The sequence below is a fragment of the Kitasatospora sp. NEAU-CNBT7 genome, assembly GCF_057220535.1.
Window position 1 is genome coordinate 275,659 of record NZ_JBXQQB010000007.1, and the last position, 22,846, is coordinate 298,504.

Sequence of the window (22,846 nt, forward strand, 5' to 3'; positions counted from 1 at the left end):
TGCCCATCGCCGCCACGGGAGAGCAAGGGCCTTCCGCATTACGATTCGACAATTTCGCATCGTGACATTGCTGAGGTCCGGGTGCGGGCGGGTCCCGCCGACCCGGGTCTCAGAACCGGCGCCGCTTGCGGGCCCGGCGCACCAGTGCCGCGGTACCGACCAGGGCGACCGTGGCCCCCGCCGCGCCCAGGCTGGTCGCCGCCTCCTTGCCGCCCAGCCGGCGCCCGGCCACCGCGTGCTTCCCGGAGACCTGCGCGAGCAGTTCGGCCAGCACCTCCTCGTTGGTGAAACCGGGCCGCCAGCCCGCCTCGTGCAGCCGGCTGCCGGAGACCACCCACGGGTACATGGTGTACGCCAGGTCCCCGGCCGGGGCCGGGGTCAGGCCGAGCCGGTGCAGGCGGGCCGCGGTGCCCAGCGCCAGCGCGGCCGGCAACTCCATCCGGCGGATGCCGGAGAGCTTCTCGACGTCCTCCTGCTCCAGCCAGCCGTCGCAGCCGACCGTCACCTCGCCCTCGACCAGGCCGAGCGCCGCGTACTCCAGCGCCGACGCCAGGTCGTCCACGTGGCAGAACTGCCAGCACGGCCGGGACCCGGCCACCACCAGCAGCCTGGGCGCCTCGAAGTGCCTGGTCAGCACGGTGTCGATGCCGGGGCCGACCACCACCGCCGGGCGCAGCACCGTCACCTGCAGGCCCGGGTGGGCGCGCGGTGCCCGGCGGGCCAGGCGCTCGATCTCCAGCAGGTCGCCGACCAGCGAGGCCTCCTCGGTGGCCCGCAGTTCGGAGTCCTCGGCCAGCGGCACCTCGTTGTCCGGCAGCGCACCGTAGACCATCGCCGAGGTGCACAGCACCACCCGGTGCACACCGGCGGCCGCGGCGGCGGTCACCACCGTCTGCGCGCCCCGCACGTTGTACGCGCTCCGGGCGCGCGGGTCCGATTCCATGCCGAGGTCCATCGCCAGGTGGACCACCACGTCGACGCCGGCCAGCCGTTCGGCCACCGCCGGGTCGCGGATGTCCAGCACCCGCCACTGGGCGCCGGGCACCTCGCCGCGCCGGTCGTCGACCGCGAGCACCTTGCGGACCGCGGGCGAGGCCACCAGGCGCGCGGCGACCCGCTCGCCGAGCACCCCGGCCGCGCCGGTGACCGCCACGGTGAGCGGCCGGCCGCCGTAGGCTGGAGGCGGCGAACCCGTGGTGACAGGGGCGTCCTCATCTCCGGTCAGCCCAGAGCGAACGTCCGAAGGCGGGGAACTCACCGACCATCCTCCACGGTTAGCTTATGTGCGTACGTACGAGTGTCACGTACGGTCCATCCTGCCCGAGGCGCGGGCCCAGCGGTGCACCCGGCGCGGTCGGGCCGCCAGACCGTTGTCCCGCCCGCCGCCGCGGGCGCGCCGCCTCCCCCGCCACACCACCTGCGTGACGGCCGACCAGATCGAGGACCCCGTGAGCGACCTCCCCTTCGGATTCTCCACCCCGCCCGAGGAGCCCGAGGACGGCAAGGGCAAGCCCGGACAGAGCGGCCAGGACAAGGACAGGAGCGGCCAGGACGAGGGCGCCTCGAAGGATCCGGGCACCCCGGGCGCCTCTCCGGAAGGTACCCCGCCGCAGCAGCCCTTCGGCTTCGGTCCGGGCAATCCGCTGGGCGCGTTGTTCGGCATGGGCGCCCCCGGCGCCCCCGGCGGCGACAACCCCTTCGGCGCGATGCTCGGCAACCTCAACCCCGGCGACCTGGGCGCGGCCTTCCAGCAGCTCGGCCAGATGCTCTCGTTCGAGGGCGGGCCGGTCAACTGGGACCTCGCCAAGGACATCGCCCGGCAGACCGTGGTCGCCGAGCAGCCCGAGGGCCGGTCCAAGGACCGCTCGGTCAGCGCCACCGAGCGCACCGCGGTCGCCGACGCCGTCCGGCTCGCCGAGCTGTGGCTGGACTCCGCCACCGAGTTCCCCTCCGGCGCGAACACCGCCGTGGCGTGGAGCCGGGCCGAGTGGATCGAGGCCACCCTGCCGGTCTGGAAGGACCTGGTGGACCCGGTCGCCGAGCGGGTCGGCAACGCGATGGGCGGCGTGCTGCCCGCCGAGATGCAGGCGATGGCCGGTCCGCTGATGGGCGTGATGCGCTCGATGGGCGGCGCGATGTTCGGCACCCAGATCGGCCAGGCGCTCGGCGCGCTCGCCGCCGAGGTGCTCGGCTCCACCGACGTCGGCCTGCCGCTCGCCCCGGCCGGGAAGGCCGCGCTGCTGCCGCAGAACATCGCCGAGTTCGGCGAGGGCCTGAGCGTGCCCGCCGAGGAGGTCCGGCTGTACCTGGCCCTGCGGGAGGCCGCCCACCAGCGGCTGTTCGCCCACGTGCCGTGGCTGCGGGCGCACCTGTTCGGGGCGGTCGAGGCGTACGCCCGCGGCATCAAGGTCGACAGCTCCCGGATGGAGGAGCTGGTCGGGGAGCTCGACCCGAGCAACCCCGAGGCGCTCCAGGAGGCGCTGGCCGGCGGTCTGCTGCAGCCCGAGGACACCCCGGAGCAGAAGGCGGCGCTGGCCCGGCTGGAGACCGCACTCGCGCTGGTCGAGGGCTGGGTCGACGCGGTGGTGCACGCCGCCGCCGAGCCGCACCTGCCGCAGTCCGGCGCGCTCCGCGAGACCCTGCGCCGCCGCCGCGCCACCGGCGGCCCGGCCGAGCAGACCTTCGCCACGCTGGTCGGCCTGGAGCTGCGCCCGCGCCGGCTGCGGGACGCCTCCCGGCTGTGGGCCTCGCTGGCCGACGCCCGCGGCATCGACGGCCGCGACGCCCTGTGGAGCCACCCCGACATGCTGCCCACCGCGGCCGACCTGGACGACCCGGACGGCTTCGTGCACCGCCCGGCCGGCGACGGCCTGGAGGGCGGCATCGACTTCGACGCCTTCGACAAGCTGCTCGGCGACGCCGCCAAGGGCAAGGACGCCGCGGACGGCAGCGGCACCCCCCGGGAGCGCGGCGCCGACGGCGGACCGGCCACCGACGGCGGGTCCGGCGCCGGCGGCGGGTCCGGCGCCGGCGGCGGGTCGGACACCGACGACCGCAATGGCGACGACCGCAAGGACGGCGAGGGCCCGAAGGCATGACGACCGCGCACACCGGCGCCGGGCCCGACACCTCGGCGGCGCTGCACGCGGACGCCGTCCGCGCACTCGGCGCCTGGGCGCCCGAGGGGTCGGCCCAGCAGCAGCTCCGCCGGGACTACCTCGACCACCTCGCCGCCCACCCGGACGGCCTGTGGCGGGCCTGCCTGCCGGCCCACATCACCGCCAGCGCGGTCGTCGTGGACCCGGCCGCCCGCCGGGTTCTGCTGACCCTGCACCCCAAGGTCGGGCGCTGGCTCCAGATGGGCGGCCACTGCGAACCGGGTGACCCGGACCTCGCCTCGGCGGCGCTGCGCGAGGCCACCGAGGAGTCCGGCATCCCCGACCTGGAACTGCTCGCCGTCGGCGGCGGTCCGGCCCCGGTCAAGCTCGACCGGCACCAGGTCCGCTGCTCCGGCAAGGACCGGCCCGAGAACACCCACCTCGACGTCCAGTACGTGGCGCTGGCACCGGCCGGGGCCACCGCCCTGATCAGCGAGGAGTCGCTGGACCTGCGGTGGTTCGGCTACGACGAGCTGCCGGAGCTGACGGACGCCTCCGTCCGCGAACTGGTCGCCATCGCCCGGCGGCTCACCGGCTGATCCGCCGATCCGGCTGACCTGCCGATCCGGCGGCTTCGGCCGCTCCGGCCGCCCCGGCCGCCCCGGCCGCCCCGGCCGATGGCCGAGGCCCGGCGGCCCCTGACCGCCGGGCCTCGGCCACCGGCCATCGGCCCGCGGTGGTCAGGGCGCGCCGGGCCGCCGGGGGTCAATCGATCGGGCGCCGGGGTCGGCGCGGCCCGGGGTCGGCGCGGCCGGGCGGTCGCTCAGCCGCAGATCTCGTGGGAACCGGCCGGGTCGTCGGTCTCGTCCCCGGGCCGGCCGGGGCCGGTCCGGGCGCCCGGGATGTGCGGCAGCCGGGCGGCCGAGGCGACGCCCTCCAGATAGCCGCGGGCCCGTTCGGTCCGCGGGTAGCTCTCCAGCAGCGCCCAGAAGCGCGGGCCGTGGTCGGGCACCAGCAGGTGCGCGAGCTCGTGCAGCAGCACGTAGTCGACGACGTACTCGGGCATGCCCTGCAGGCGGTGGGAGAGCCGGATCGTGCGCTCGCTCGGGGTGCAGGACCCCCAGCGGGAGTTCTGGTTGGTCACCCAGCGGACCTGGCCGGGCACCGCGCGGCCGTTCAGGTACGCCCGGGACAGCTCGGCCGCCCGGCGCTCCAGCGCATCGTCGCCGAGCGTGCGACGGCTCTCCTGCGCGGCCAGCCGGTCCAGCATCTGGGCCACCCAGCGCTGCTCCTCGGCGTGCGACATCCGGGCCGGGATCAGCACGATCGTCCGGTCACCCTCGCGGTAGGCCGAGACGGTACGGCTGCGGCGGGCGCTGCGACGGACCTCGACCTCGGGCCGGTGCGCGGGTGACGGCTGGGTGCGGGACCCGCCCGCGTCGCCCCTCGGGACGGCGCCCGGGGCGGTCGACGGGCCGGTGGCCCCCTCCGCGGCTGGCCGGCCGCGCGCGCCTGGTGCCGCGACCCCGGCCCCGGAGGCCGGCCGCGCACGCCGACGCGACGCCGACCGCTGGGAATCCCGTTCGGCTGTCACGGCACAGGACGTTACCTGGTGGCACTGACAGAAGTCCGCTGTCGCGGCCGGAACCGGGGAGAACCACCGCGGGGTGGGAGGGCCGAAAGTTATCCACAGGCTGTGCATGCAGATTGTCCGACCATAGGCCCGAGCCTGTGGACAACCGGATTCACGGCCTCCCCAGGGTCGGGCATGCTGCTCCCACCCAGGGCGGCCGGCCCTGGTGTACGACGGCCCTGGAGGCAGCCATGCGTCCGATGCTCAAGCCTGCCCTGCCCCGGCTCTGGCGTGACCGGGAGACCCTGCAGTTCGGCGCGGTCCGCCGGCACGCCCGGGTGGTCGAGTCCGTCGACCGGGCGGTGGCGGCCTTCCTGGAGCTGATCGACGGCAGCCGGGACAGCCCCACCCTGCTCGCCGCCGGGGAGCGGCTCGGCCTCGACCGCGACTACTGCAACGCCATGCTGGACTCGCTGGCCCGCAGCGAGCTGCTGGACGACGCGGACGCGCTCCAACAGGCACTCGGGCGCCATCCCCGCCCTCGCCAGGAGTTGCTGGGCCCGGACCTGGCCTCGCTCTCCCTGGTCCACCCGGAGCCGGGCGAGGCCGCCGAGGTGCTGCAGGGGCGGGTGCTGGCCAGGGTCGAGGTGCGCGGGGCCGGCCGGGTCGGCTCCGCGGTCGCGGCCGTCCTGGCGGCCGGCGGGATCGGTGCGGTCACCGTGGCCGACCGCGGCCGGGTGTCGGCCCGGGACTGCTCCCCGGCCGGCTTCCCGCCGACCGAGGTGGGACGGCTGCGGTCCACGGCCGCCCGGGAGGTGGTGCACCGGGCCGGCGGTGCGGCGGCGGCCGACCGGCAGCGGCACCGGCGGCCGGGCGCCGAACCACCCGGCCCGCCGACGCTGGTGGTGCTCGCACCCCGCAGCGGCGGCGGCGCCTTCACCGGCCTGGCCACCGAGGCGCGGGAGCTGATGCGCTCCGGCCGCCCGCACCTCTACGTCGGCGTCCTGGAGCACCTGGGCGTGGTCGGGCCGCTCGTGGTGCCCGGGGCCTCCGCCTGCGGCAGCTGCGCGACCCTGGCCCGGACGGACGAGGACGAGGCCTGGCCGAGACTGCTCGCCCAGCTCGCGGACGACGGCCCGGGCCGCGCCCGCAGCCCGGCCTGTGACAGCGCGCTGGCCACCACGGTCGCCGGGCTGGCCGCCCTGCACGTGGAGCTCTACCTGGACGGGGTGCTGCCGCCGAGCGTCGACGGCTGGTGCGAGATCTCGGCGGCCGACGGCATGGTCAGACGGCTGCGGCTGCCCGGCCACCCCGACTGCGGCTGCCGCTGGCAGTCGGTCCCGCTGGCCCGCCCCGGACCGGCCGAGACCGTACGGGGCGGGTGAGGCCCTACGGCGAGGCCGGACCCGAGCTCCAGGGTTCCGGCAGTCCCGAAGCGCCCGCAGCCCCGCAGCACCGCAGCACCGCTACCCGGCGGCCCTCCCGGCCCCCGCGGCCCGGTGCACCGCGCAACGGCTCGACGGCTCGACGGCCACCAGCTGGCGACAGGGCGGCCACCGAGCGGTGGCTGTGCGGCCCCTCGCCGACCTCACGCCACCGGTCGGCGCGCTCCCGACCCCACGCGCCCCAGTTCGCAACCAGCCCCCGGCGCACCCGCCCCGAGCATGCGCCTACCGTCCGCCGCCCGCGCCCTGCCTCGGCCTCGGCGACTCGGCCACCTCTGCGTGCCGCCCGCCGGGCACCCTCCCCGTCGACGATCCCACCACCGATCCCACCACCGATCCGACCGCCGATCCCCCACCGATTCCGTCGCCTCTCCCGTCGCCGACCCCGCCGACCGCCCACCGGTGGGATCGGCAGGCCGAACGACAGTCCGGATCTTCCGTCGGCCGCAGAAGGGCGAGCGGGCACAATGGCCTGGTGACCACGGCCCCGTGGTGCGCCGCGCCACACCGTGGGCGGCGGCGACGGCACGGGGCGTACCAAGAGGGAGGCCCGGGTTGAGCGATCTTCCGCGCAAGGCAGTGACCCGCACGGCGCGGCTTGCCGCCCTGCCGCTCGGCATTGCCGGCCGGGCCACTCTCGGGCTGGGCAGGCGGATCGGCGGACGCCCGGCCGAGGAGGTGACCGCCGAACTCCAGCAGGCCACCGCCGACCAGCTGTTCAAGGTGCTCGGGGAGCTCAAGGGCGGCGCCATGAAGTTCGGGCAGGCGCTCTCGGTCTTCGAGGCCGCGCTGCCCGAGGAGGTCGCGGGGCCGTACCGGGCGGCCCTGACGAAGCTTCAGGAGGCCGCTCCGCCGATGCCCGCGGCCAAGGTGCACGCGGCGCTCGCGGAGCGGCTGGGCCCGCAGTGGCGCAAGCAGTTCCGCAGCTTCGAGGACCGGCCGGCCGCGGCCGCCTCGATCGGCCAGGTCCACCGGGCGGTCTGGCACGACGGCCGGCAGGTCGCGGTCAAGGTCCAGTACCCGGGCGCCGGGGACGCGCTGCTCGCCGACCTCGGCCAGCTCAGCCGGGTGGCCTGGCTGATCGGCCCGCTGATCCCCGGTCTGGACGTCAAGCCGCTGATCTCCGAGCTGCGCGCCCGGGTGGCCGAGGAGTTGGACTACCAGCTGGAGGCCGAGGCCCAGCGCCGGCACGCGGAGGTGTTCACCGACGACCCGGACATCCTGGTGCCCAGCGTCGTCGCGCAGGCCGACCAGATCCTGATCACCGAATGGATGGACGGCACCCCGCTGGCCGAGGTGATCGCCAAGGGCACCCAGGAGGAACGCGACCGGGCCGGCCGGCTGCTGGCCCGCTTCCTGTTCGCCGGGCCGTCCCGGACCGGGCTGCTGCACGCCGACCCGCACCCGGGCAACTTCCGGCTGCTCAAGGACGACGGCCCGATCGAGCGGTGGCGGCTCGGGGTGCTCGACTTCGGCACGGTCGACCGGCTGCCCGGCGGCCTGCCGACCCCGATCGGCGACTCGCTGCGGATGGCGCTCGCCGGTGACGCCACCGGGGTGCTGGAGATGCTCCGGGAGGAGGGGTTCGTCAAGCCCTCGGTCGAGCTGGACCCGGACGCGGTGCTCGACTACCTGCTGCCGATCATCGAGCCCGCGGCGGTGGACACCTTCCACTTCACCCGGAGCTGGATGCGCGCCCAGGCCGCCCGGATCGCCGACCCGCGTTCGCCCGCCTACAACCTCGGCAAGCAGCTCAACCTGCCCCCCGCCTACCTGCTGATCCACCGGGTCACGCTGAGCACCATCGGGGTGCTCTGCCAGCTGGGCGCCAACGCGCCGTTCCGGGAGGAGATGCTGACCTGGCTGCCGGGCTTCGCCGAGAAGCCGACACCCGCCTGACAGCCCGGCCCGGACATCACCGGCCCGGACACCGCGGGTCCTGCCAATCCGGGCCCTGGTACTCCGGGCCCAGGCAATCCCGGCTCAGGCAGTCCGGGCCCAGGCGCTCCCGGCCCGACCAACGGCGATGGCCGCTCCCCCTGCGTGGGGAGCGGCCATCGCCGTCTGTGGTACTGGTCCGCCGACACCTGCCCCGCCGACACCGTGCCGCCCACACCGTCCCCCGTCCCACCGCCGCACCGACCCTGGCGGCCGCCGGTCGTGCGGGTGGTGGTGCTGGTGTCGGGCAGGCCTGGTGTCGGGCAGGACCGGCGGCGGGCGGAACCGGCGGCGGGCGGTGCCCGTGGCCGGCGGTGTCACCACCGGCCGTCGGAGCTACCGGTGACCGGCCGTCACATCAGCGCGACGGCAAGCGCCCGGCGGGCGCGCAACGAGGCCCGCTCGGCCTTCCGGACGAGCTTCGCCGCCCGGTGGGCCCGCAGGGCCATGCGTTGGTGTTCGGCCTCTTGCAGGCGTTCCTGCATATGGGCTCGGGCCAGGGATTCCTGGAGAAGATGCATTTCGAGGGTCCTGTTCTGGATCTGAAGTTCGGTGGCCCGTTCGGCGCGGGCGGTCATGTCGATGGCGTTGGGGGTCATGTGGTGGTCCTGCTTGTGATGCGTCGTCGGAAAGTGGCTGGCTGCTGCGGCATCCGCCTTGGCGGCGGCGAGGCGTACGGACAGGCGCAGTGCGCGGTCCGTCGGGGGCTGCTCTCCCCGTCGGATCACGGCTGAGCGTGCGGTGGTCGTACCGGCGGGGTTCACGCCATGACCTCGGTCTTGCGCGGACGGCCACGCGGCCGCTTCCGGGCCACGACCACACCCTGGACGAAGAGCTCGCCGCCCCAGACGCCCCACGGCTCGCGGCGCTCCAGCGCACCGGTCAGGCAGGCCGCCTTGACCGGGCAGGTGCCGCAGAGCGACTTGGCGTACTCGACGTCGGCCGGCGTCTCCGCGAAGAAGACCTCCGGGTCGAAGGAGCGGCAGGGGACGGGCACGCCGAGGGCGTCGGCCTCGTCGATCGCGGTGAGCTGCATAAGAGAAACCTCCGGGGGGTCGGCCTGGTCGGCCTTGACGGTCTTGTCGGTCGGTACGGACGGGAGTGGCGGCGGTGTGATGACCGTGGACACGTGGTCTTCCTCGTCTTTTCGCTGTGGGTCCGGCTCAGCTGGCTGGTCGGGCTGGCCGGAGGCCCCGGGGGGCCTGGGTGGTCTTTCGTACCGGACAAAACAGAAGGGCCGCGGATCCTGGTGAAGGATTCCGCGGCCCTGGAGGCTCGACCTGAGGATTGCTCAGGTTCGTTCTCTCCAGGGTTCAGGCCCGCGGAAGGCCCGCATCCGGATGGCCGAGGCGCCATTGATGGCGACCTTGACCTGGTTGATCTGCTGCTCGTCCTGCTTCTTGGTGGCTCCGGCACCGATGACCTGCAGATAGCCGCCATGCTTCGCTGCTGCTACTGCCGCCTTCGGTGCCTGGGTCGGTCGCTCATCGCGCAGCCCGAGGCCGCCGGCGAACGTCGCCCAGTCACGGGACAGACCCGTCTCGACGGAGATGCCCGCAGTGTCGCCCAGGCCACTGACAGTGAGACCACTGACAGCGGAACCCGCGGCAACGCAGACACCGGTGGCGTCGAGACCCAGACCGCCACCGGCAAGCACGACCACGTCACGCGAGAGCGTGGAGCTGGTCGAGAAGCCGGGAGTGCCGAACGACGAGACGGCACCCGGAGGCATGGCGATAACGGTCTGGCCAGTCATTTTGGTGATCATCATGGTGGTTTCCACTGTCTTCGCCTCCTCTCGGCGTCTCGCGGTGCCCAGTCCCCCGGGCCCCGATGTTCGGATGTTGGTCAGGTCAAGCAAGTATCGCCACATGCGGAAGGAGGCCCTTCCACCAGCGGCTCGCGATCTCGTCCCCTTGACCGCTCCGGCAGGCTATTGCGCTCCATGCACGGGGCGCAAACTATTTTCCCGGCGAGTTTTCCGGTCGGCCGGGCGGCCGCCCTTCGAGCGGCTCAGGCCGGCTCGTCCGTCTCCCCGTCGGGCTCGGGCCCGGGCTCCTCCACGGGCTCGCCCGCAGGCTGCTCCGCGGAGTCCTCCCACGGATCCTCCCCCGCACACAACGAGAGCACGGCGGCCCCGTACTTGTCCAGCTTCATGGCGCCGACCCCGGAGATCATCGCGAGTTCGCGCTCGCCGGCGGGGACGTCCTCGGCGATCGCCATCAGGGTCGCGTCGGTGAAGACCACGTACGCCGGCACCGCCTGCAGCTTGGCCTGCCGGGCCCGCCACTCGCGCAGGCGCTCGAACAGCGCCTCGTCCATCGACGAGGGGCAGCTCTCGCACCGGCGGAGCTTGCGCTCCACCGCCTCGGTCAGCGTGCGGTCGCAGACCCGGCACTTGACCGGACCGCGGGCCCGGCGCGCGGCCGAGCCGGACCCGCCCTGCTCGACCCCGCCGCGCCCGCCGCGGGAGCGGGGGCCGGCCGAGCCCGAGCCGGGGCGCAGCCCGTCCAGGAAGCGCGTCGGCTTGCGGCTCGCGCGCCCCCCGGGGGAGCGCGAGAGCGCCCAGGAGAGCGAGAGGTGGGCACGGGCGCGGGTGACGCCGACGTACAGCAGCCGGCGCTCCTCCTCGACCTGTTCGTCGGTCTTGGCGTAGATGATCGGCAGGGTGCCCTCGGTCAGGCCGACCAGGAACACCGCGTCCCACTCCAGGCCCTTGGCGGCGTGCAGCGAGGCCAGCGTGACGCCCTCGACGGCGGGGGCGTGCTGGGCGGCCGCGCGGGCGTCCAGCTCCGCCACGTACGCCGCCAGGTCGGCCCGCTCACCGGACGCCCGGCGGCCCGCCTCGAACTCCTCGGCCAGCCGCACCAGCGCGGCCAGCGACTCCCAGCGCTCGCGCACCGCACCGGAGCCGGCCGGCGGGTTGGCGCCGAAGCCCCGGGTGGCGAGCACCGCGCGCACCTGCGCGGCGAGGTCGGGGGCGTCCGCCGTGAGGGGGTCGTCGGCGGCCCGGGCGGCCCCCTTGAGCAGCACCCCGGCCTCCCGCACCTCGGGCCGCTCGAAGAACCGCTCGGCGCCCTTGAGCTGGTACGAGATGCCCAGATCGGCGAGGGCCTGCTCGTAGACCTCGGACTGGCCGTTGGTCCGGAACAGCACCGCGATCTCGCTGGCCCGCACGCCCTGCGCCATCAGCTCCCTGACCCGCTGCGCGGTGGTCTCGGCCTCGGTCGGCTCGTCGGCGTACTCGGCGTAGACCGGCTCGGGGCCGGCCTCGCGCTGGGAGACCAGCTCGAGCCGGTGCTGGGCGGCCTGGCCGCGGGCCTGCGAGAGCAGCCCGTTGGCGAGGTGGACCACCTGCGGGGTGGAGCGGTAGTCCCGGACCAGCTTGACCACGGTCGCCTCGGGGTGGCGGTGGCGGAAGTTCAGCAGGAAGTCGGGGGTCGCGCCGGTGAAGGAGTAGATGGTCTGGCTGGCGTCGCCGACCACGCACAGGCTGGCGCCGCCGCCGGTCCACTGGTCGAGCAGCCGCTGCTGGAGCGGCGAGACGTCCTGGTACTCGTCGACGGTGAAGTGCCGGTACTGGGCGCGGACCCGCTCGCCGATCTCCGGCCGGTCCTCCAGGATCGCGGCGGTGAGCAGCAGCACGTCCTCGAAGTCGATCACGCCGCGGTCGCGCTTGGTCTGTTCGTAGGTGGCGTAGACCCGGGCGATCTCGGCCGGGTCGCGCGGGGCGTCGCGCCCGGTCTTGAGCACGGCGGCCGGGTAGTCGTCGGGCACGATCTGGGTGACCTTGGCCCACTCGATCTCGGCGGTGAGGTCGCGCAGCTCGGTGCGCTGGACCCGCAGGCCGCTGCGGCCGGCCGCCTCGGCGACCAGCTGGACCTTGCGCTCCAGCAGCCGGGGCACCTCGCCGCCGACCGCGCGCGGCCAGAAGTACTGGAGCTGGCGCAGGGCGGCCGAGTGGAAGGTGCGGGCCTGGACTCCCTCGGCGCCGAGCTGGCGGAGCCGGCCGCGCATCTCGCCGGCCGCACGCGCGGTGAAGGTCACCGCGAGCACCTGCTGGGGCTGGTAGACGCCGCTGCGCACGCCGTAGGCGATCCGGTGGGTGATGGCCCTGGTCTTGCCGGTCCCGGCGCCGGCGAGCACGCAGACGGGCCCGTGCAGGGCGGTGGCGACCGCGCGCTGCTCGGGGTCGAGACCGGCCAGCACGGCATCGGCGCCGGGCGGCGTAGCGCCGCCGGGGCCGTAGGCGTCGTACCGGCCGAGGTCACCCAAGAGCTCTTCCTGCATGCGGTCCATCCTCTCAGCCCGGCGGGTCCGGCCGACGGGTCCCGACATCCTGACAGGCTCTGCCGACAGTCTGCCCGGGATTGTCCACAGCTCGACCGCAATGGTCCGACCATCACCGCGGGCCCCGGCTCGTGCGCGGAATCACACGCCGGGGCGGCCGTGGAATGGCCGGGGCGCGCCGCGCGTTCAATCCGGCGACCGCACGCCCACCCGACCCGAGGGAGCTCCAGCCATGTCCGGCAGCGTCACGATGTACAGCACGACCTGGTGCGGCTACTGCAACCGCCTCAAGAGCCAGCTGGACCGCGAGGGCATCGGCTACACCGTCATCAACATCGAGGAGGACCCGGACTCGGCGACCTTCGTCGAGTCGGTGAACGGCGGCAACCAGGTGGTCCCGACCGTGCTGGTGGTGCCGGCCGGCGGTGGCGACCAGGTCGTGATGACCAACCCGAGCCTGCGTCAGGTCCAGGCCGCGCTGGCCGGCTGAGTCCGACCGCGCCCCTTGCGCCCGGCGTCCCGGGCGGCACCCCGCGGCCCCGCACCCGCCCGCCGTCGGCGGGGTGCGGGGCCGCGGCCGTTCCACGGGCCGCGATACGGGCCGTTCCACGGGCGGCCCGGCGGCGGGGCGGGGCGCGGAGTGGCGGGCGAGAACCCGGTCAGCGCGGGCCGGGCGGCCGCCCGGCCGCCTCGCCGAGGCCGTACAGCAGGCGGCAGCGGTCCGCCGCGTAGCGGGTCTCGATCACCCGGACCGGGCCGCGCCGGTCCGAGCTGACCCGGGTCTGCACCAGCAGCGGCACCCCGGGGCCGATCTCGAACCAGGCGGCCTCGGCCGGCCCGGGCATCCGGGCCACCAGGTGGTCCACCCCGCCGGTCTCGGTGCGGTCGATGGCGGCGAGCGCCGTCTCGTCCCCGCCCGGCACCGGCTCGGGCTCCATCAGCGCGGTACCGGCCGCGAGCCCGGCGCGGTAGTGGCTCTCCTCGATGGAGAACGGCTCGCGGTCGGTCATCCGCAGCTGACGGCGGACCACCACCGCCTCGCCGGGGACCAGTCCGAGCCAGCCGGCGATGTCCGCCCGGGCCCGGACGATGAGCATCTCGAAGTCGACGGTCAGCCGGCGCCCGGTCTCCCGGGCCTCCCTGGCGTAGACCTCCGAGGGGGCCGCCAGCGAGTCCCGCTGGCCGGTGACGCGCGCGGGCGCGTACGCGCGGTGGTCCAGCAGGGGCTGCTGCTTCAGGTAGGTGCCCTTGCCCTGGAGCCTGACCAGCCGCCCCTCGTTGACCAGCAGGTCGACCGCCAGCCGGACGGTGTTCCTGGCCACGCCGTAGTGGTGCTCCAGCTCGCTCTCGACCGGGAGCTGGGCGCCGCCCTGCCACTCGCCCGCCTCGATCCGGCGGCGCAGGTCGGCCGCGAGACGCTGGTACTTGGGAGACGGCACGCCGCCGCGAGGGATTGTCACCCGAGTGAATGTAGCCATTCGGCTTGCGCCATTTCAGCGAAACCCGCCAACATTGGCCAGGCCCGGGGATTCCGAGGCGGATCCCGGCCGGATCGATCGCAGTCGAATTCTTCCCATCACGCGCACCCCGGGGGCGGACCATGCCCGTCAGCAGTACCCCGCAGCGGCGGAACGCCCGCCACCTCGAGCAGCACCCGACCGACTCCTCCGGCGCCGCCGGACGCCCCGGCCGCACGCTGTCCGCGGCCGAGCGCGGCGCCTGGTCGGCGACGGCCAGTTTCCCCCCGCAGCCGCGGAACGTCGCGCTGGCCCGCCGGCTGACCCGTACCGCGCTGGCCGCCTGGGGCGCCGCCGAGCTGGCGGACAGCGCCGAACTGGTGGTCTCCGAGCTGGTCACCAACTCGGTGCGGTACGGGCGCGGCGCGGTCTCCCTCACGCTGGCGCTGACCGGGGACGCGCTGCAGGTCTCGGTCGCCGACTTCGGGCGCGGCCTGCCCCGGGTCCGCCGGGCCGGCGACGACGAGCCCACCGGCCGCGGCCTGAGCATCGTCACGGCGATCAGCGCGCGCTGGCTGGTGACCACACGACTGACCGGAAAGACCGTCAGCTGCTGGCTGGACCGGTAGGACCGGACGGTTCGGGCACGCCCGGACCGTCCGCCCGCCGACGGCCGGAAAGTGATTGCGCACGGAACGCAAGGGGCGCGCGGAGAAATCCGCGCGCCCCTTTTCGCAACCATTCACGGCCGTCCGCCGCATTCACGGCCGGATCCCGGCCCACGGCCGAATATCTGCCGAAATGTTTCGAACCCCTTTCGACCCCGCCCGCGGGACGCTTTCGACTCGCCCCGGGACGGCGGCGGCCCGCTGCTGCCGCTGCTACCAGCGGGCCGCCGAGGGCAGCGGTTCGCCGTACCAGAGCTCGACCAGGTGCCGGGCGATGGAGATCCCGGACGGCGGCAGGATCTCGCCCGCCGCCATCCCGGCCCGGAGCTCCTCGCGGGAGAACCAGCGGGCCTCCGCCAGTTCCTCGCCGTCCACCGTGATCCCGGTGCCGGACGGGTCGGCGTTGCCCATGAACCCGAGCATCAGGCTGGACGGGAACGGCCACGGCTGGCTCGCCACGTACCGGACCTCGCCGACCTTGACCCCGGCCTCCTCCAGCACCTCGCGGGCGACCGCCTGCTCCAGCGACTCGCCCGGCTCGACGAAGCCGGCCAGGGTGGACCAGCGGCCCTCCGGCCAGAGCGCCTGGCGGCCCAGCAGGCAGCGGTCCTCGCCGTCGGTGATCAGCATGATCACGGCCGGGTCGGTCCGCGGGTAGTGCTCCGCCGCGCAGGAGGTGCAGCGGCGGACGTGCCCGGCCCCGGCCTTCTCGGTCGGGTGCCCGCAGCGGGAGCAGAAGCTGTGCAGCCGGTGCCAGTGCTCCAGCGCCACCGCGTGCACCAGCAGGCCGGCGTCCCGGTCGGTCAGGCTCGCGCCGACCTCGCGCAGCCCGGCCGGCCGGGCGTCGCCGTCCAGCCGGCCGGGCAGGCTGTCGACGGCCAGCGCGAAGTAGGAGACCCCGGCGTCGTCGGTGCCGAGGAAGTAGCGGTCCCCGGACTGCGGCGCCTCGAAGGAGGGCAGCAGGACCAGTTCGCAGCCGTCCTCGGTGTCGACCACGAAGGCCTCGCCGGCGGAGATCGGCAGCACCTGGGTGCTGGGGTGGCTCCACGCGGCGGCCAGCCACGGCTCGTCGAAGCGGTGGTGCGCGGCCCGGTCGACCCCGGCGCGGGCCAGCGCCAGGTGCTTGGTGTCGGGCACGTCAGGCACGCTGCTCAAGTCGGCTCATCCCGTTCGGATCATCAGGAGCGGTCATCTTCGGTCTGTCGGCGCGGCCGGGCGCGGCCGGCCGGGCGCAGGGCTGCGGCCCGGGACCGGCCTCGACGGCGGTCCGGGCCGGGGAGGAGCCGCTCACGCCTGCGGCCAGGTCTCGGCGAGGTCGCCCCACAGGTACGCGGCGGCCTCGACGCCCTTGCGCAGCAGGTCGAGCTCCACCTTCTCGTTGACGGAGTGCCAGCCGTCGGAGGGCACCGAGATGCCGAGGAACAGCACCGGCGCGCCCAGCACGTCCTGGAGGTCGGCGGCCGGTCCGGAACCGCCCTCACGGGTGAACAGGATCTTCTGCTCGAAGGCCCGGCCCATCGCCCGGACGGTGGACTGCAGCGCCGGGTGGTCCAGCGGGGTCAGGCAGGGCCGGGTCGCTCCGGGGAAGACGATCTCGTGCCGGATGCCCTCCGGGACCCGCGCGGCGACCCAGTCGCGGACGGCCTCGCGGACCTTCTCCACCTCCTGGCCCGCCACCAGGCGGAAGGACAGCTTGAGGTGCGCCTCGGCCGGGACGATGGTCTTGCCGCCGGGGCCGGTGTAGCCGCCCCAGATGCCGTTGACCTCCGCGGTCGGCCGGGCCCAGACCCGCTCCAGGGTGGTGTAGCCGCGCTCGCCGCGGGTGCCGTACGACTTGGCCACCCGCAGCCACTGGGCCTCGTCGAACGGCAGCTCGGCGAAGAGCGCGCGCTCCTCCTCGGTCAGCTCGACCACCCCGTCGTAGAAGCCGGGGACCGCCACCTTGCGGTCGCCGTCGTGCAGGGCGGCCGCCAGCTCGGCGGCGACGGCGGCCGGGTTCGGCACGGCGCCGCCGAACGAGCCGGAGTGGATGTCGCTGTCCGGACCCCACAGGTCGATCTGGCAGTCGGCGAGACCGCGCATGCCGGTGCAGACGGTCGGGGTGTCCTCGGCCCACATCCCGGTGTCCGAGATGATCACCACGTCGGCGGCCAGCCGCTCGGCCTCGCGGCGCACCAGCGCGGCGAAGTTCGGCGAACCGGACTCCTCCTCGCCCTCCACCAGCAGCTTCAGGTTGACCGCCGGGGCGGTGCGGCCGGTCGCGGCCAGGTGGGCGCGCAGGCCCAGGGTGTGGAAGAAGACCTGGCCCTTGTCGTCGGCGGCGCCGCGGGCGAACAGCTGACGGCCGATCACGGTCGGCTCGAACGGCTCCGTCGCCCAGCCGTCCTCCTTGGCGGCGGGCTGCACGTCGTGGTGCCCGTAGACCAGCACCGTGGGCGCGTCCGGGTCGCCGGACGGCCACTCGGCGAAGACCGCCGGAAGGCCGTCGCTCTCCCACACCTCGGCGACCGGGAATCCCGTCTCCCGCAGCTTGGCGGCCAGCCACTCGGCGGACCTGCGGACCTCTCCGGCCAGGCCGGGGTCGGCGGAGACGGAGGGGATGCGCAGCCAGTCGGCCAGGTCCTGCAGGAAGCCGGCCTCGTGCTGGTCGATGTAGGAGCGGACGGCGCTGTCCGGGGTTTTCGTCATACGGACGACTTTAGTTCGCCCGGGTGGGCGCGCGCCCACGCCCTCCGGCGTCCGGCCCCGTAACCTCCGTCACTCGACGCAGGCCACGGGGCCGGTACTCCCGCGGGCGGCCCACACCGCCCGGCGGGCTCAGGCGCGGCGGCGGACCAGGCTCATCCGGGACCTGGTCAGCAGCATCGCCAGAACGGTGGCCGCCAGCGGCAGCCCGATCAGGGTGATCGCCAGTTCCGCCCAGGGGAAGGCGATCACGGCCGCGGGGGTGGGGGCGAGCGTCACCGGCCCGTACGCGGGGGCCGTGGCCGACTCCAGTTTGCGCAGTGCCACGGCCGGCACCACCCCGGCCAGGGTGCCGAGGATCGCGCCCATCGCCGCGATCGTCCCGCACTGGAACCCGGCCAGCCGGCGCCGGATGCCGCCGGTCGCCCCGACCGCCGAGAGGGTGGTCAGGTCGTGCTGGGAGTCGGCCGCCGCCAGGCCGGTGGCGATCCCGGCCGCGCCGAGGGCGACCAGGGCCGCGAACCCGGTCAGGCCGAGGGTGATCAGGGTCTTGCGCGGCTTGAAGCCCCGCTCGACCGTCAGTTGGGCGCTGTCGCTGGACTTGGCCACGGCGGCCGAGGCCTTCTGCTCGGCGCCGTCGGCCGGGGTGGAGTCCGGCAGCCAGACCGAGCCGACGGGCGTGGCGGCGAGCCCGAGGCGCTGGGCGGTCGCCGGGGAGACGAACGCCCCGCCGCCCGGGGTGGTCGCACCGGCGAGGACGGCGTCCACGCTGACGTGTTCGACCTTCGGCCGGTCCTGGGAGCCGTCCGTACCCGGCGCCGGGCTCGGCCGGGAGCGGTCCGAACGGGCCGTCAGGTCGAGGGTGATCTTCCCGTCCTTCAGGTAGAGCGGGTCGAAGACCAGGGCCTTGCCCGCGGCGAGCGCCTGGACGGCGGCCGGGTCGGTGGTGCCGTACAGGTTGTGCAGGGCGGTGGCGTCGCCGATCTGGACCGCGCCGAAGCCACCGCCGCCGGCCGGGTAGCTGCGCCGGCAGCGCGGGTCCTCCCGCATCAGCCGGGTGAACTCGGGGTCCTGGTAGCCGACCGGCTGCAGGTTGTCGGGGTCGGAGTCGGTCGCCGGGCAGCGGCGCTCCTTGGGGACGGCCACCTCGATGCTTCCGCACTGGTCGCCGGTCAGCCGGCAGTCGCCCTGGTAGCTGGCGTCCGCCAGGTCGCCGCGCGGGCCGAGGTCCGGCATCGCCTCGGTGACCGCCGCGCGCAGGGCGGGCAGCTTGGCCGGGTCGGCGTCGGGGCCGTAGCCGATCGCGACCGAGACCGCGCCGGGCGGCATGCTCGCCCGGTAGTCCAGCCGCTCCTGCTCGTCGGTGCTGGTGGTGTAGATGCCGACGGCGACCGAGCCGGCCACCGCGGCCATCACGGCCGCGACCGCGGGCGCGGTCCGGCCGCGGTGGCGGACGGCGTCGCGCAGGGCGAGGCGGGGCGCGAGCGGCATCCGCCGGCCGAGCCGGCCGAAGAGGCCGACCAGCATCGGGGTGAGCGCGACCATGCCGAGTTCCGCGACGGCGGAGCCGCCGAGCACCGAGGTGGAGCGGCCGCCGACCCCGGTGCCGCCGCCGATCAGCGCCAGCGCGGCGCCGCCGCCGACCATCGCGAGGCCCAGTACGGCCAGCTTGCGGTTGGCGGGCTTGACCGAGCCGCGCCCGGTGAGCGCCTCCACCACGTCCTGGCGGGAGGCCTGGACGGCGGGTACGACGGCCGCGAGCAGCCCGGTGACCAGCCCGATCGCGGCCACGGCGAGCAGGTCGAGCGGCTGCACGCTCAGGTGGCCGAACCGGACTCCGCCCTGGGTCTCCAGCCACGGCCGGGCCGCCACCACCAGGGCGACCGCCAGCACCACGCCGACGACGGCCCCGGCCAGGCCCAGCACCACGCCGCCGCCGAGCACCACGGCCCGTACGTGCGAGCGGTCGCCGCCGCCGGCGGCCAGCAGGCCGAGCTGGCGGCGGGAGCGCCGGGCACCGACCGCGAAGGCGGGCCCGGCGAGCAGCACGATCTCCAGCAGCGCCATGCCGACCACGGTGCCCAGGATGACCAGTGCGGTCGAGGAGCCGTCCGAGCCGTGGCCCCGGCTGTCCTCCTGGACGTAGTAGGGCACGTCGGCGCGGGCGGGCGGGTCCGCCAGGACGGCCCGGGAGGTCGCCGCCAGCCCGTACTTGTTGAGCTCCAGCACCTTCGGCCAGTCCAGCCGGGCGCCGGACGGGAGCTGCACCAGCCAGCGGCCGCCGGGCTCGTAGCGGTCGTCGTGCTGGGTGCGGGTCGCCTTCAGCGGGGCGATCAGCGCGCCGGGGCGGCCGATCAGCTCGACGGTGCCGAGGCTGTCCGGGTGCTCGACCGCCGCGGTGATGGTGTACGGCTTGCCGTCCAGTCCGCGCAGGGCGGTGGCGTCGCCCAGCCGCAGTCCGGCCTGCTCGAGGAAGGCGGTGGTGGCGGCGATCTCCTGCGGCGCGCTCGGGGCGCGGCCCGCGGTGATGGTGATCGCGCCCTGCCAGACCGGGTCGGTGAGGTCGGCCTCCGCCGTCTCGACCCGGACCCGGCCGTCGCGGCTGGTGGCCGAGCCGCCCTCGCCCTGGGCGACCGGGACGATGACGGTCCCGGCCGGCAGCAGTTCCTTGATCAGCGCGGCCGGGTCGGTCGCGGCCAGGCTGCGGGTCTGCTCCGGTGTGGGCTGCTGGCCCTTCACCGTGTCGGCGATCGTCCGGCCGCTGCCGGCGTCCGGCTCCTGGAGCACGGTGCTCCCCGGCACGTCCATGATCAGCAGGGCGTCCGCGCGCCCCATCAGCCGGTCGGCGTGCTCGGCGGGGGTCAGCTGGGAGCTGCGGAAGACCACGTCGGCGCCGGCCACGCCGAGCACCGGGAGGGCGATCATGGCGAGCACCAGGGCGCTGCGGCCCCTGGCCCGCAGTGCGTCGCGCCGGGCGATCCGCAGGGTCGCCCGCCAGGCGGCGAGCCTCACCGCCCGTCACCGCCCTTGACGCTGTTGGTGGCGGCGGTGACCAGCAGGGTGGCGGCGTCCTGCTGCGCGGTCTCGTCGACCAGCCGGCCGTCGCGCAGGAAGACCACCCGGTCCGCCCAGGCCGCGTGCCGGGCCTCGTGGGTGACCATCATGGCCGCCGCGCCGGCGTCGCAGCGGGCCCGCAGCACGGCGAGCACGGTCTCGCCGGTGGTGGAGTCCAGCGCGCCGGTCGGCTCGTCGGCGAGCACCAGCCGGCGGTCGCCGATCAGTGCCCGGGCGATGGCCACCCGCTGCTGCTGGCCGCCGGACATGTCGTCCGGGAAGCGGTCCGCCAGCTCGTCGATGCCGAGCTCCTCCAGGGCGGCCAGCGCCTCGCGGCGGGCGGCCCGGGCGGAGACGCCGTCCAGCTCGCGGGGCAGCGCGATGTTCTCGGCGGCGGTCAGCGCGGGGATCAGGTTGTAGTCCTGGAAGACGTAGCCGACCGACCGGCGGCGGACCTCCGCCTGCTTCTTGCGGCTCAGCTCGCCGAGGGCGGTGCCCTCGACCAGCACCCGGCCGCCGGTGGGCGAGTCGAGTCCGCCGGCGAGCGTCAGCAGGGTGGACTTGCCGGACCCGGAGGGGCCCATCACGGCGACCAGTTCACCCGGGTGGACCCGCAGGTCGACGCTCCGCAGGGCGTGCACCTGGGCGGCGCCCTGGCCGTGGACGCGGCTGACCTGCTCCAGGTGCAGCACCGGCGCTTCGGTTTGAGACATGGTCAACTTCCCCCTGCGCTTGGTGGTTCATCGGTACTCGGTGCCCGGCTCGGGGCCGGGCGGTGGGCGGACGCCGGGTCCGGCGCGGGCCCGCCCCTACAGCCGCGAGCGCAGGCGCTTGGCCGGCGCGGGCGCCGGGGCGGGTGCCGCGGCAGCCTGTTCGCGCTCCTCCTGCCGCCTGGTCAGCCGGGTCTCGCAGTGGTCCAGCCAGCGGATCTCCGCCTCGGTCTGGAAGATCAGCTGCTCCAGCACCAGCAGCCACGCCAGATCGGCCTCGCCCCCGGTGTCACCGGCCAGGGCCTGGCCCTTGAGCCGGGTGTAGTCCTGCAGCGCCTTCATGCTGTGCCGCCGCTGGCCCTGGACCACGGCCGGGACGTCGACGCCCGGCACGGTCACCGCCATCGCGAGCTTGATCGCCAGCTCGTCCCGGGGCGGGTTGGTCCGGGGCACCGGGGTGTCGAACCAGCGACGCAGTTCCGCGCGTCCCTCCTCGGTGACGGCGTAGAACAGGTGCCCCTCCTCGTCCTCGCCCGCCGGGGCGACCAGCCCGTCCCGCTCCAGCCGGCCGAGGGTGGTGTACACCTGGCCGACGTTGAGCGGCCAGGTGGCGCCGGTCCGGGCCTCGAACTCGGTGCGGAGCTGGTAGCCGTAGCGCGGGCCCTGGTCGAGGAGGGCGAGAAGACCGTGTCGGATGGACATACCACGTATGTATACCCGGTATGTGCGAACTGCTCAAGCCCGGCACCCGGTACCGTCGTACGGTGTGAGCCAGCTGCGCATCGCCACCTTCAACCTGCTGCACGGTCAGCCCCTGGCCCCGGACGGCAGCCCGCTGCCGTTCCCGGACACCGGCGGCGACCCGGGCGGTCCGCTCGGCGAGGCCGTCGCGGCGCTGGACGCGGACGTGCTCGCCCTCCAGGAGGTCGACCGCCACCAGGAGCGCTCCGGACTGGTCGACCAGAGCGCCGTCGCCGCCAAGGCGATGGGCGCCGCCGACTGGCGGTTCGCCGCCGCGGTGCACGGCCGGCCCGCACCGGTGGCCGGCTGGGTGGCCGACCCGGCCGTCAGCGGCCTGCAGGTCTACGGCCCCGCCGAGGTCGAGACCCGGACCGACCGGCCGGCCTACGGCACCGCACTGCTCACCCGGCTGCCGGTGCACCACTGGCGGGCCCGCCGGTTCGCGCCCGCGCCGTTCGGACTGCCGCTGCGGGTGGCCGGACGCCGCGGCCTGACCCCCGTGCCGGACGAGCCGCGGGCGGCGCTGGCCGCCGTCCTGGAAGGCGTCCACGGCCCGTTCACCGTGGTCGCCACCCACCTGTCCTTCGTGCCCGGGTGGAACGTCGCCCAGCTCGCCGGGATCCGCCGGTGGATCTCCGACCTGCCCAAGCCCTACCTGGTGCTCGGCGACTTCAACCTGGTCGGGGCGGTGCCGCGGACGGTGCTCGGCAGCGCCAGCGCGCTGGAGCGCTCCACCTCGCAGCAGCGGATCAGGGAGGCGCGGGCGGCGCGCCGGGCCCGGGCCGCCCAGCCGGGGCCGCGCCGCAGGCGGGTCCGGGAGCCGCGGCCCCGGCTCCAGGGCTGGTACGACCTGGCCCGCACCCCCACCTACCCGTCGCACCGCCCGACCGTCCAGTTCGACCACGTCCTCGCGGTCGGCGTCCCCCGCCGCGCGGTCGGCCCGGCCGACGCCCCGCGCACGGCGGTCTCCGACCACCGCCCCCTGGTCGTCGACGTCACCCTCTGACGACTACGTCAGGGGCGCCAGAGGGCGCCCCCTCAGGGGCGCTGGGGGTACCCCCGGCCGGAGGCTGGGGGCGGAACTGCGCGAGGCGGGAGGGCAGGAGTCGAGGACGGCGTCCGAGAGTCCGGAGCACCTCCGGGTCCGTCTCGCGCAGCCCCCTCCCGCTCCGCGCAGTTGCGCCCCC

18 protein-coding genes and 1 pseudogene are annotated in these 22,846 nt (G+C 75.2%); 7 read left to right on the forward strand and 12 right to left on the reverse strand.

Annotation, left to right across the window (positions count from 1 at the left end; genetic code table 11):
- Positions 1-109: 109 nt before the first annotated feature.
- Entirely contained in the window at positions 110-1,258 is a 1,149-nt protein-coding gene (locus tag AC2TEW_RS12860; protein WP_051814205.1) for an NAD-dependent epimerase/dehydratase family protein, read from the reverse strand.
- Between the two features lie 190 nt (positions 1,259-1,448).
- On the opposite strand from AC2TEW_RS12860, the gene AC2TEW_RS12865 reads away from it, so the two are divergent.
- The gene (locus AC2TEW_RS12865) at positions 1,449-3,098 is read left to right on the forward strand and encodes a zinc-dependent metalloprotease (protein WP_484623522.1); all 1,650 of its coding nucleotides are present in this window, start codon (positions 1,449-1,451) and stop codon (positions 3,096-3,098) included.
- The gene (locus AC2TEW_RS12870; protein ID WP_484623484.1) at positions 3,095-3,697 is read left to right on the forward strand and encodes an NUDIX hydrolase; all 603 of its coding nucleotides are present in this window, start codon (positions 3,095-3,097) and stop codon (positions 3,695-3,697) included. Before AC2TEW_RS12865 ends, AC2TEW_RS12870 begins: the two co-directional genes overlap by 4 nt.
- 224 nt (positions 3,698-3,921) lie before the next feature.
- On the opposite strand, the pseudogene AC2TEW_RS12875 reads toward AC2TEW_RS12870, so the two are convergent.
- A pseudogene (locus AC2TEW_RS12875) lies at positions 3,922-4,491 on the reverse strand (M48 metallopeptidase family protein); the annotation flags it as partial.
- Between the two features lie 431 nt (positions 4,492-4,922).
- On the opposite strand from AC2TEW_RS12875, the gene AC2TEW_RS12880 reads away from it, so the two are divergent.
- Entirely contained in the window at positions 4,923-6,056 is a 1,134-nt protein-coding gene (locus AC2TEW_RS12880) for a ThiF family adenylyltransferase (RefSeq protein WP_484623485.1), read from the forward strand.
- Between the two features lie 615 nt (positions 6,057-6,671).
- A complete protein-coding gene (locus AC2TEW_RS12885; protein WP_484623486.1) occupies positions 6,672-8,015 on the forward strand; it encodes an ABC1 kinase family protein in 1,344 nt (447 codons plus the stop codon).
- 392 nt (positions 8,016-8,407) lie between these two features.
- Here the strand turns inward: AC2TEW_RS12885 and AC2TEW_RS12890 are convergent, their stop codons facing one another.
- From AC2TEW_RS12890 to AC2TEW_RS12905, 4 genes are all read right to left on the reverse strand, one after another.
- On the reverse strand, positions 8,408-8,818 hold the full coding sequence (locus tag AC2TEW_RS12890; protein WP_484623487.1) for a putative WhiB-interacting protein: 411 nt from the start codon (positions 8,816-8,818) through the stop codon (positions 8,408-8,410).
- The gene (locus AC2TEW_RS12895; protein ID WP_082527184.1) at positions 8,815-9,183 is read right to left on the reverse strand and encodes a WhiB family transcriptional regulator; all 369 of its coding nucleotides are present in this window, start codon (positions 9,181-9,183) and stop codon (positions 8,815-8,817) included. The genes AC2TEW_RS12890 and AC2TEW_RS12895 overlap by 4 nt, the downstream gene beginning before the upstream one ends.
- 162 nt (positions 9,184-9,345) lie before the next feature.
- A complete protein-coding gene (locus tag AC2TEW_RS12900) occupies positions 9,346-9,837 on the reverse strand; it encodes a hypothetical protein (RefSeq protein WP_484623488.1) in 492 nt (163 codons plus the stop codon).
- A 230-nt stretch (positions 9,838-10,067) separates the two neighbouring features.
- Positions 10,068-12,344: an ATP-dependent DNA helicase UvrD2 gene (locus AC2TEW_RS12905; RefSeq protein ID WP_484623489.1), complete on the reverse strand. Its 2,277-nt coding sequence runs from the start codon at positions 12,342-12,344 to the stop codon at positions 10,068-10,070.
- 232 nt (positions 12,345-12,576) lie between these two features.
- On the opposite strand from AC2TEW_RS12905, the gene AC2TEW_RS12910 reads away from it, so the two are divergent.
- Positions 12,577-12,834, forward strand: a complete 258-nt coding sequence (locus AC2TEW_RS12910) for a mycoredoxin (RefSeq protein ID WP_033824794.1) — start codon at positions 12,577-12,579, stop codon at positions 12,832-12,834.
- A gap of 169 nt (positions 12,835-13,003) precedes the next feature.
- Here AC2TEW_RS12910 and AC2TEW_RS12915 read toward each other — a convergent pair whose 3' ends face one another.
- Positions 13,004-13,804 (reverse strand): GntR family transcriptional regulator, encoded by an 801-nt coding sequence (locus tag AC2TEW_RS12915; RefSeq protein ID WP_484623490.1) that lies wholly within the window; start codon positions 13,802-13,804, stop codon positions 13,004-13,006.
- 140 nt (positions 13,805-13,944) lie between these two features.
- Between AC2TEW_RS12915 and AC2TEW_RS12920 the strand changes: the two genes are divergently transcribed.
- Positions 13,945-14,430: an ATP-binding protein gene (locus AC2TEW_RS12920; protein WP_484623491.1), complete on the forward strand. Its 486-nt coding sequence runs from the start codon at positions 13,945-13,947 to the stop codon at positions 14,428-14,430.
- A 252-nt stretch (positions 14,431-14,682) separates the two neighbouring features.
- Here AC2TEW_RS12920 and nudC read toward each other — a convergent pair whose 3' ends face one another.
- The 5 genes from nudC to AC2TEW_RS12945 form a co-directional block, all read right to left on the reverse strand.
- On the reverse strand, positions 14,683-15,624 hold the full coding sequence (nudC, locus tag AC2TEW_RS12925; RefSeq protein WP_484623492.1) for an NAD(+) diphosphatase: 942 nt from the start codon (positions 15,622-15,624) through the stop codon (positions 14,683-14,685).
- A gap of 132 nt (positions 15,625-15,756) precedes the next feature.
- Positions 15,757-17,157 (reverse strand): dipeptidase, encoded by a 1,401-nt coding sequence (locus AC2TEW_RS12930; RefSeq protein ID WP_484623493.1) that lies wholly within the window; start codon positions 17,155-17,157, stop codon positions 15,757-15,759.
- 129 nt (positions 17,158-17,286) lie between these two features.
- Positions 17,287-20,166, reverse strand: coding sequence for an FtsX-like permease family protein (locus AC2TEW_RS12935; protein ID WP_484623494.1), 2,880 nt, complete (start codon positions 20,164-20,166; stop codon positions 17,287-17,289).
- Positions 20,163-20,921, reverse strand: coding sequence for an ABC transporter ATP-binding protein (locus AC2TEW_RS12940; RefSeq protein ID WP_484623495.1), 759 nt, complete (start codon positions 20,919-20,921; stop codon positions 20,163-20,165). The genes AC2TEW_RS12935 and AC2TEW_RS12940 overlap by 4 nt, the downstream gene beginning before the upstream one ends.
- 96 nt (positions 20,922-21,017) lie before the next feature.
- Positions 21,018-21,620 (reverse strand): PadR family transcriptional regulator, encoded by a 603-nt coding sequence (locus AC2TEW_RS12945; protein ID WP_484623496.1) that lies wholly within the window; start codon positions 21,618-21,620, stop codon positions 21,018-21,020.
- Between the two features lie 64 nt (positions 21,621-21,684).
- Between AC2TEW_RS12945 and AC2TEW_RS12950 the strand changes: the two genes are divergently transcribed.
- Positions 21,685-22,665, forward strand: a complete 981-nt coding sequence (locus tag AC2TEW_RS12950) for an endonuclease/exonuclease/phosphatase family protein (RefSeq protein WP_484623497.1) — start codon at positions 21,685-21,687, stop codon at positions 22,663-22,665.
- Positions 22,666-22,846: the final 181 nt, after the last annotated feature.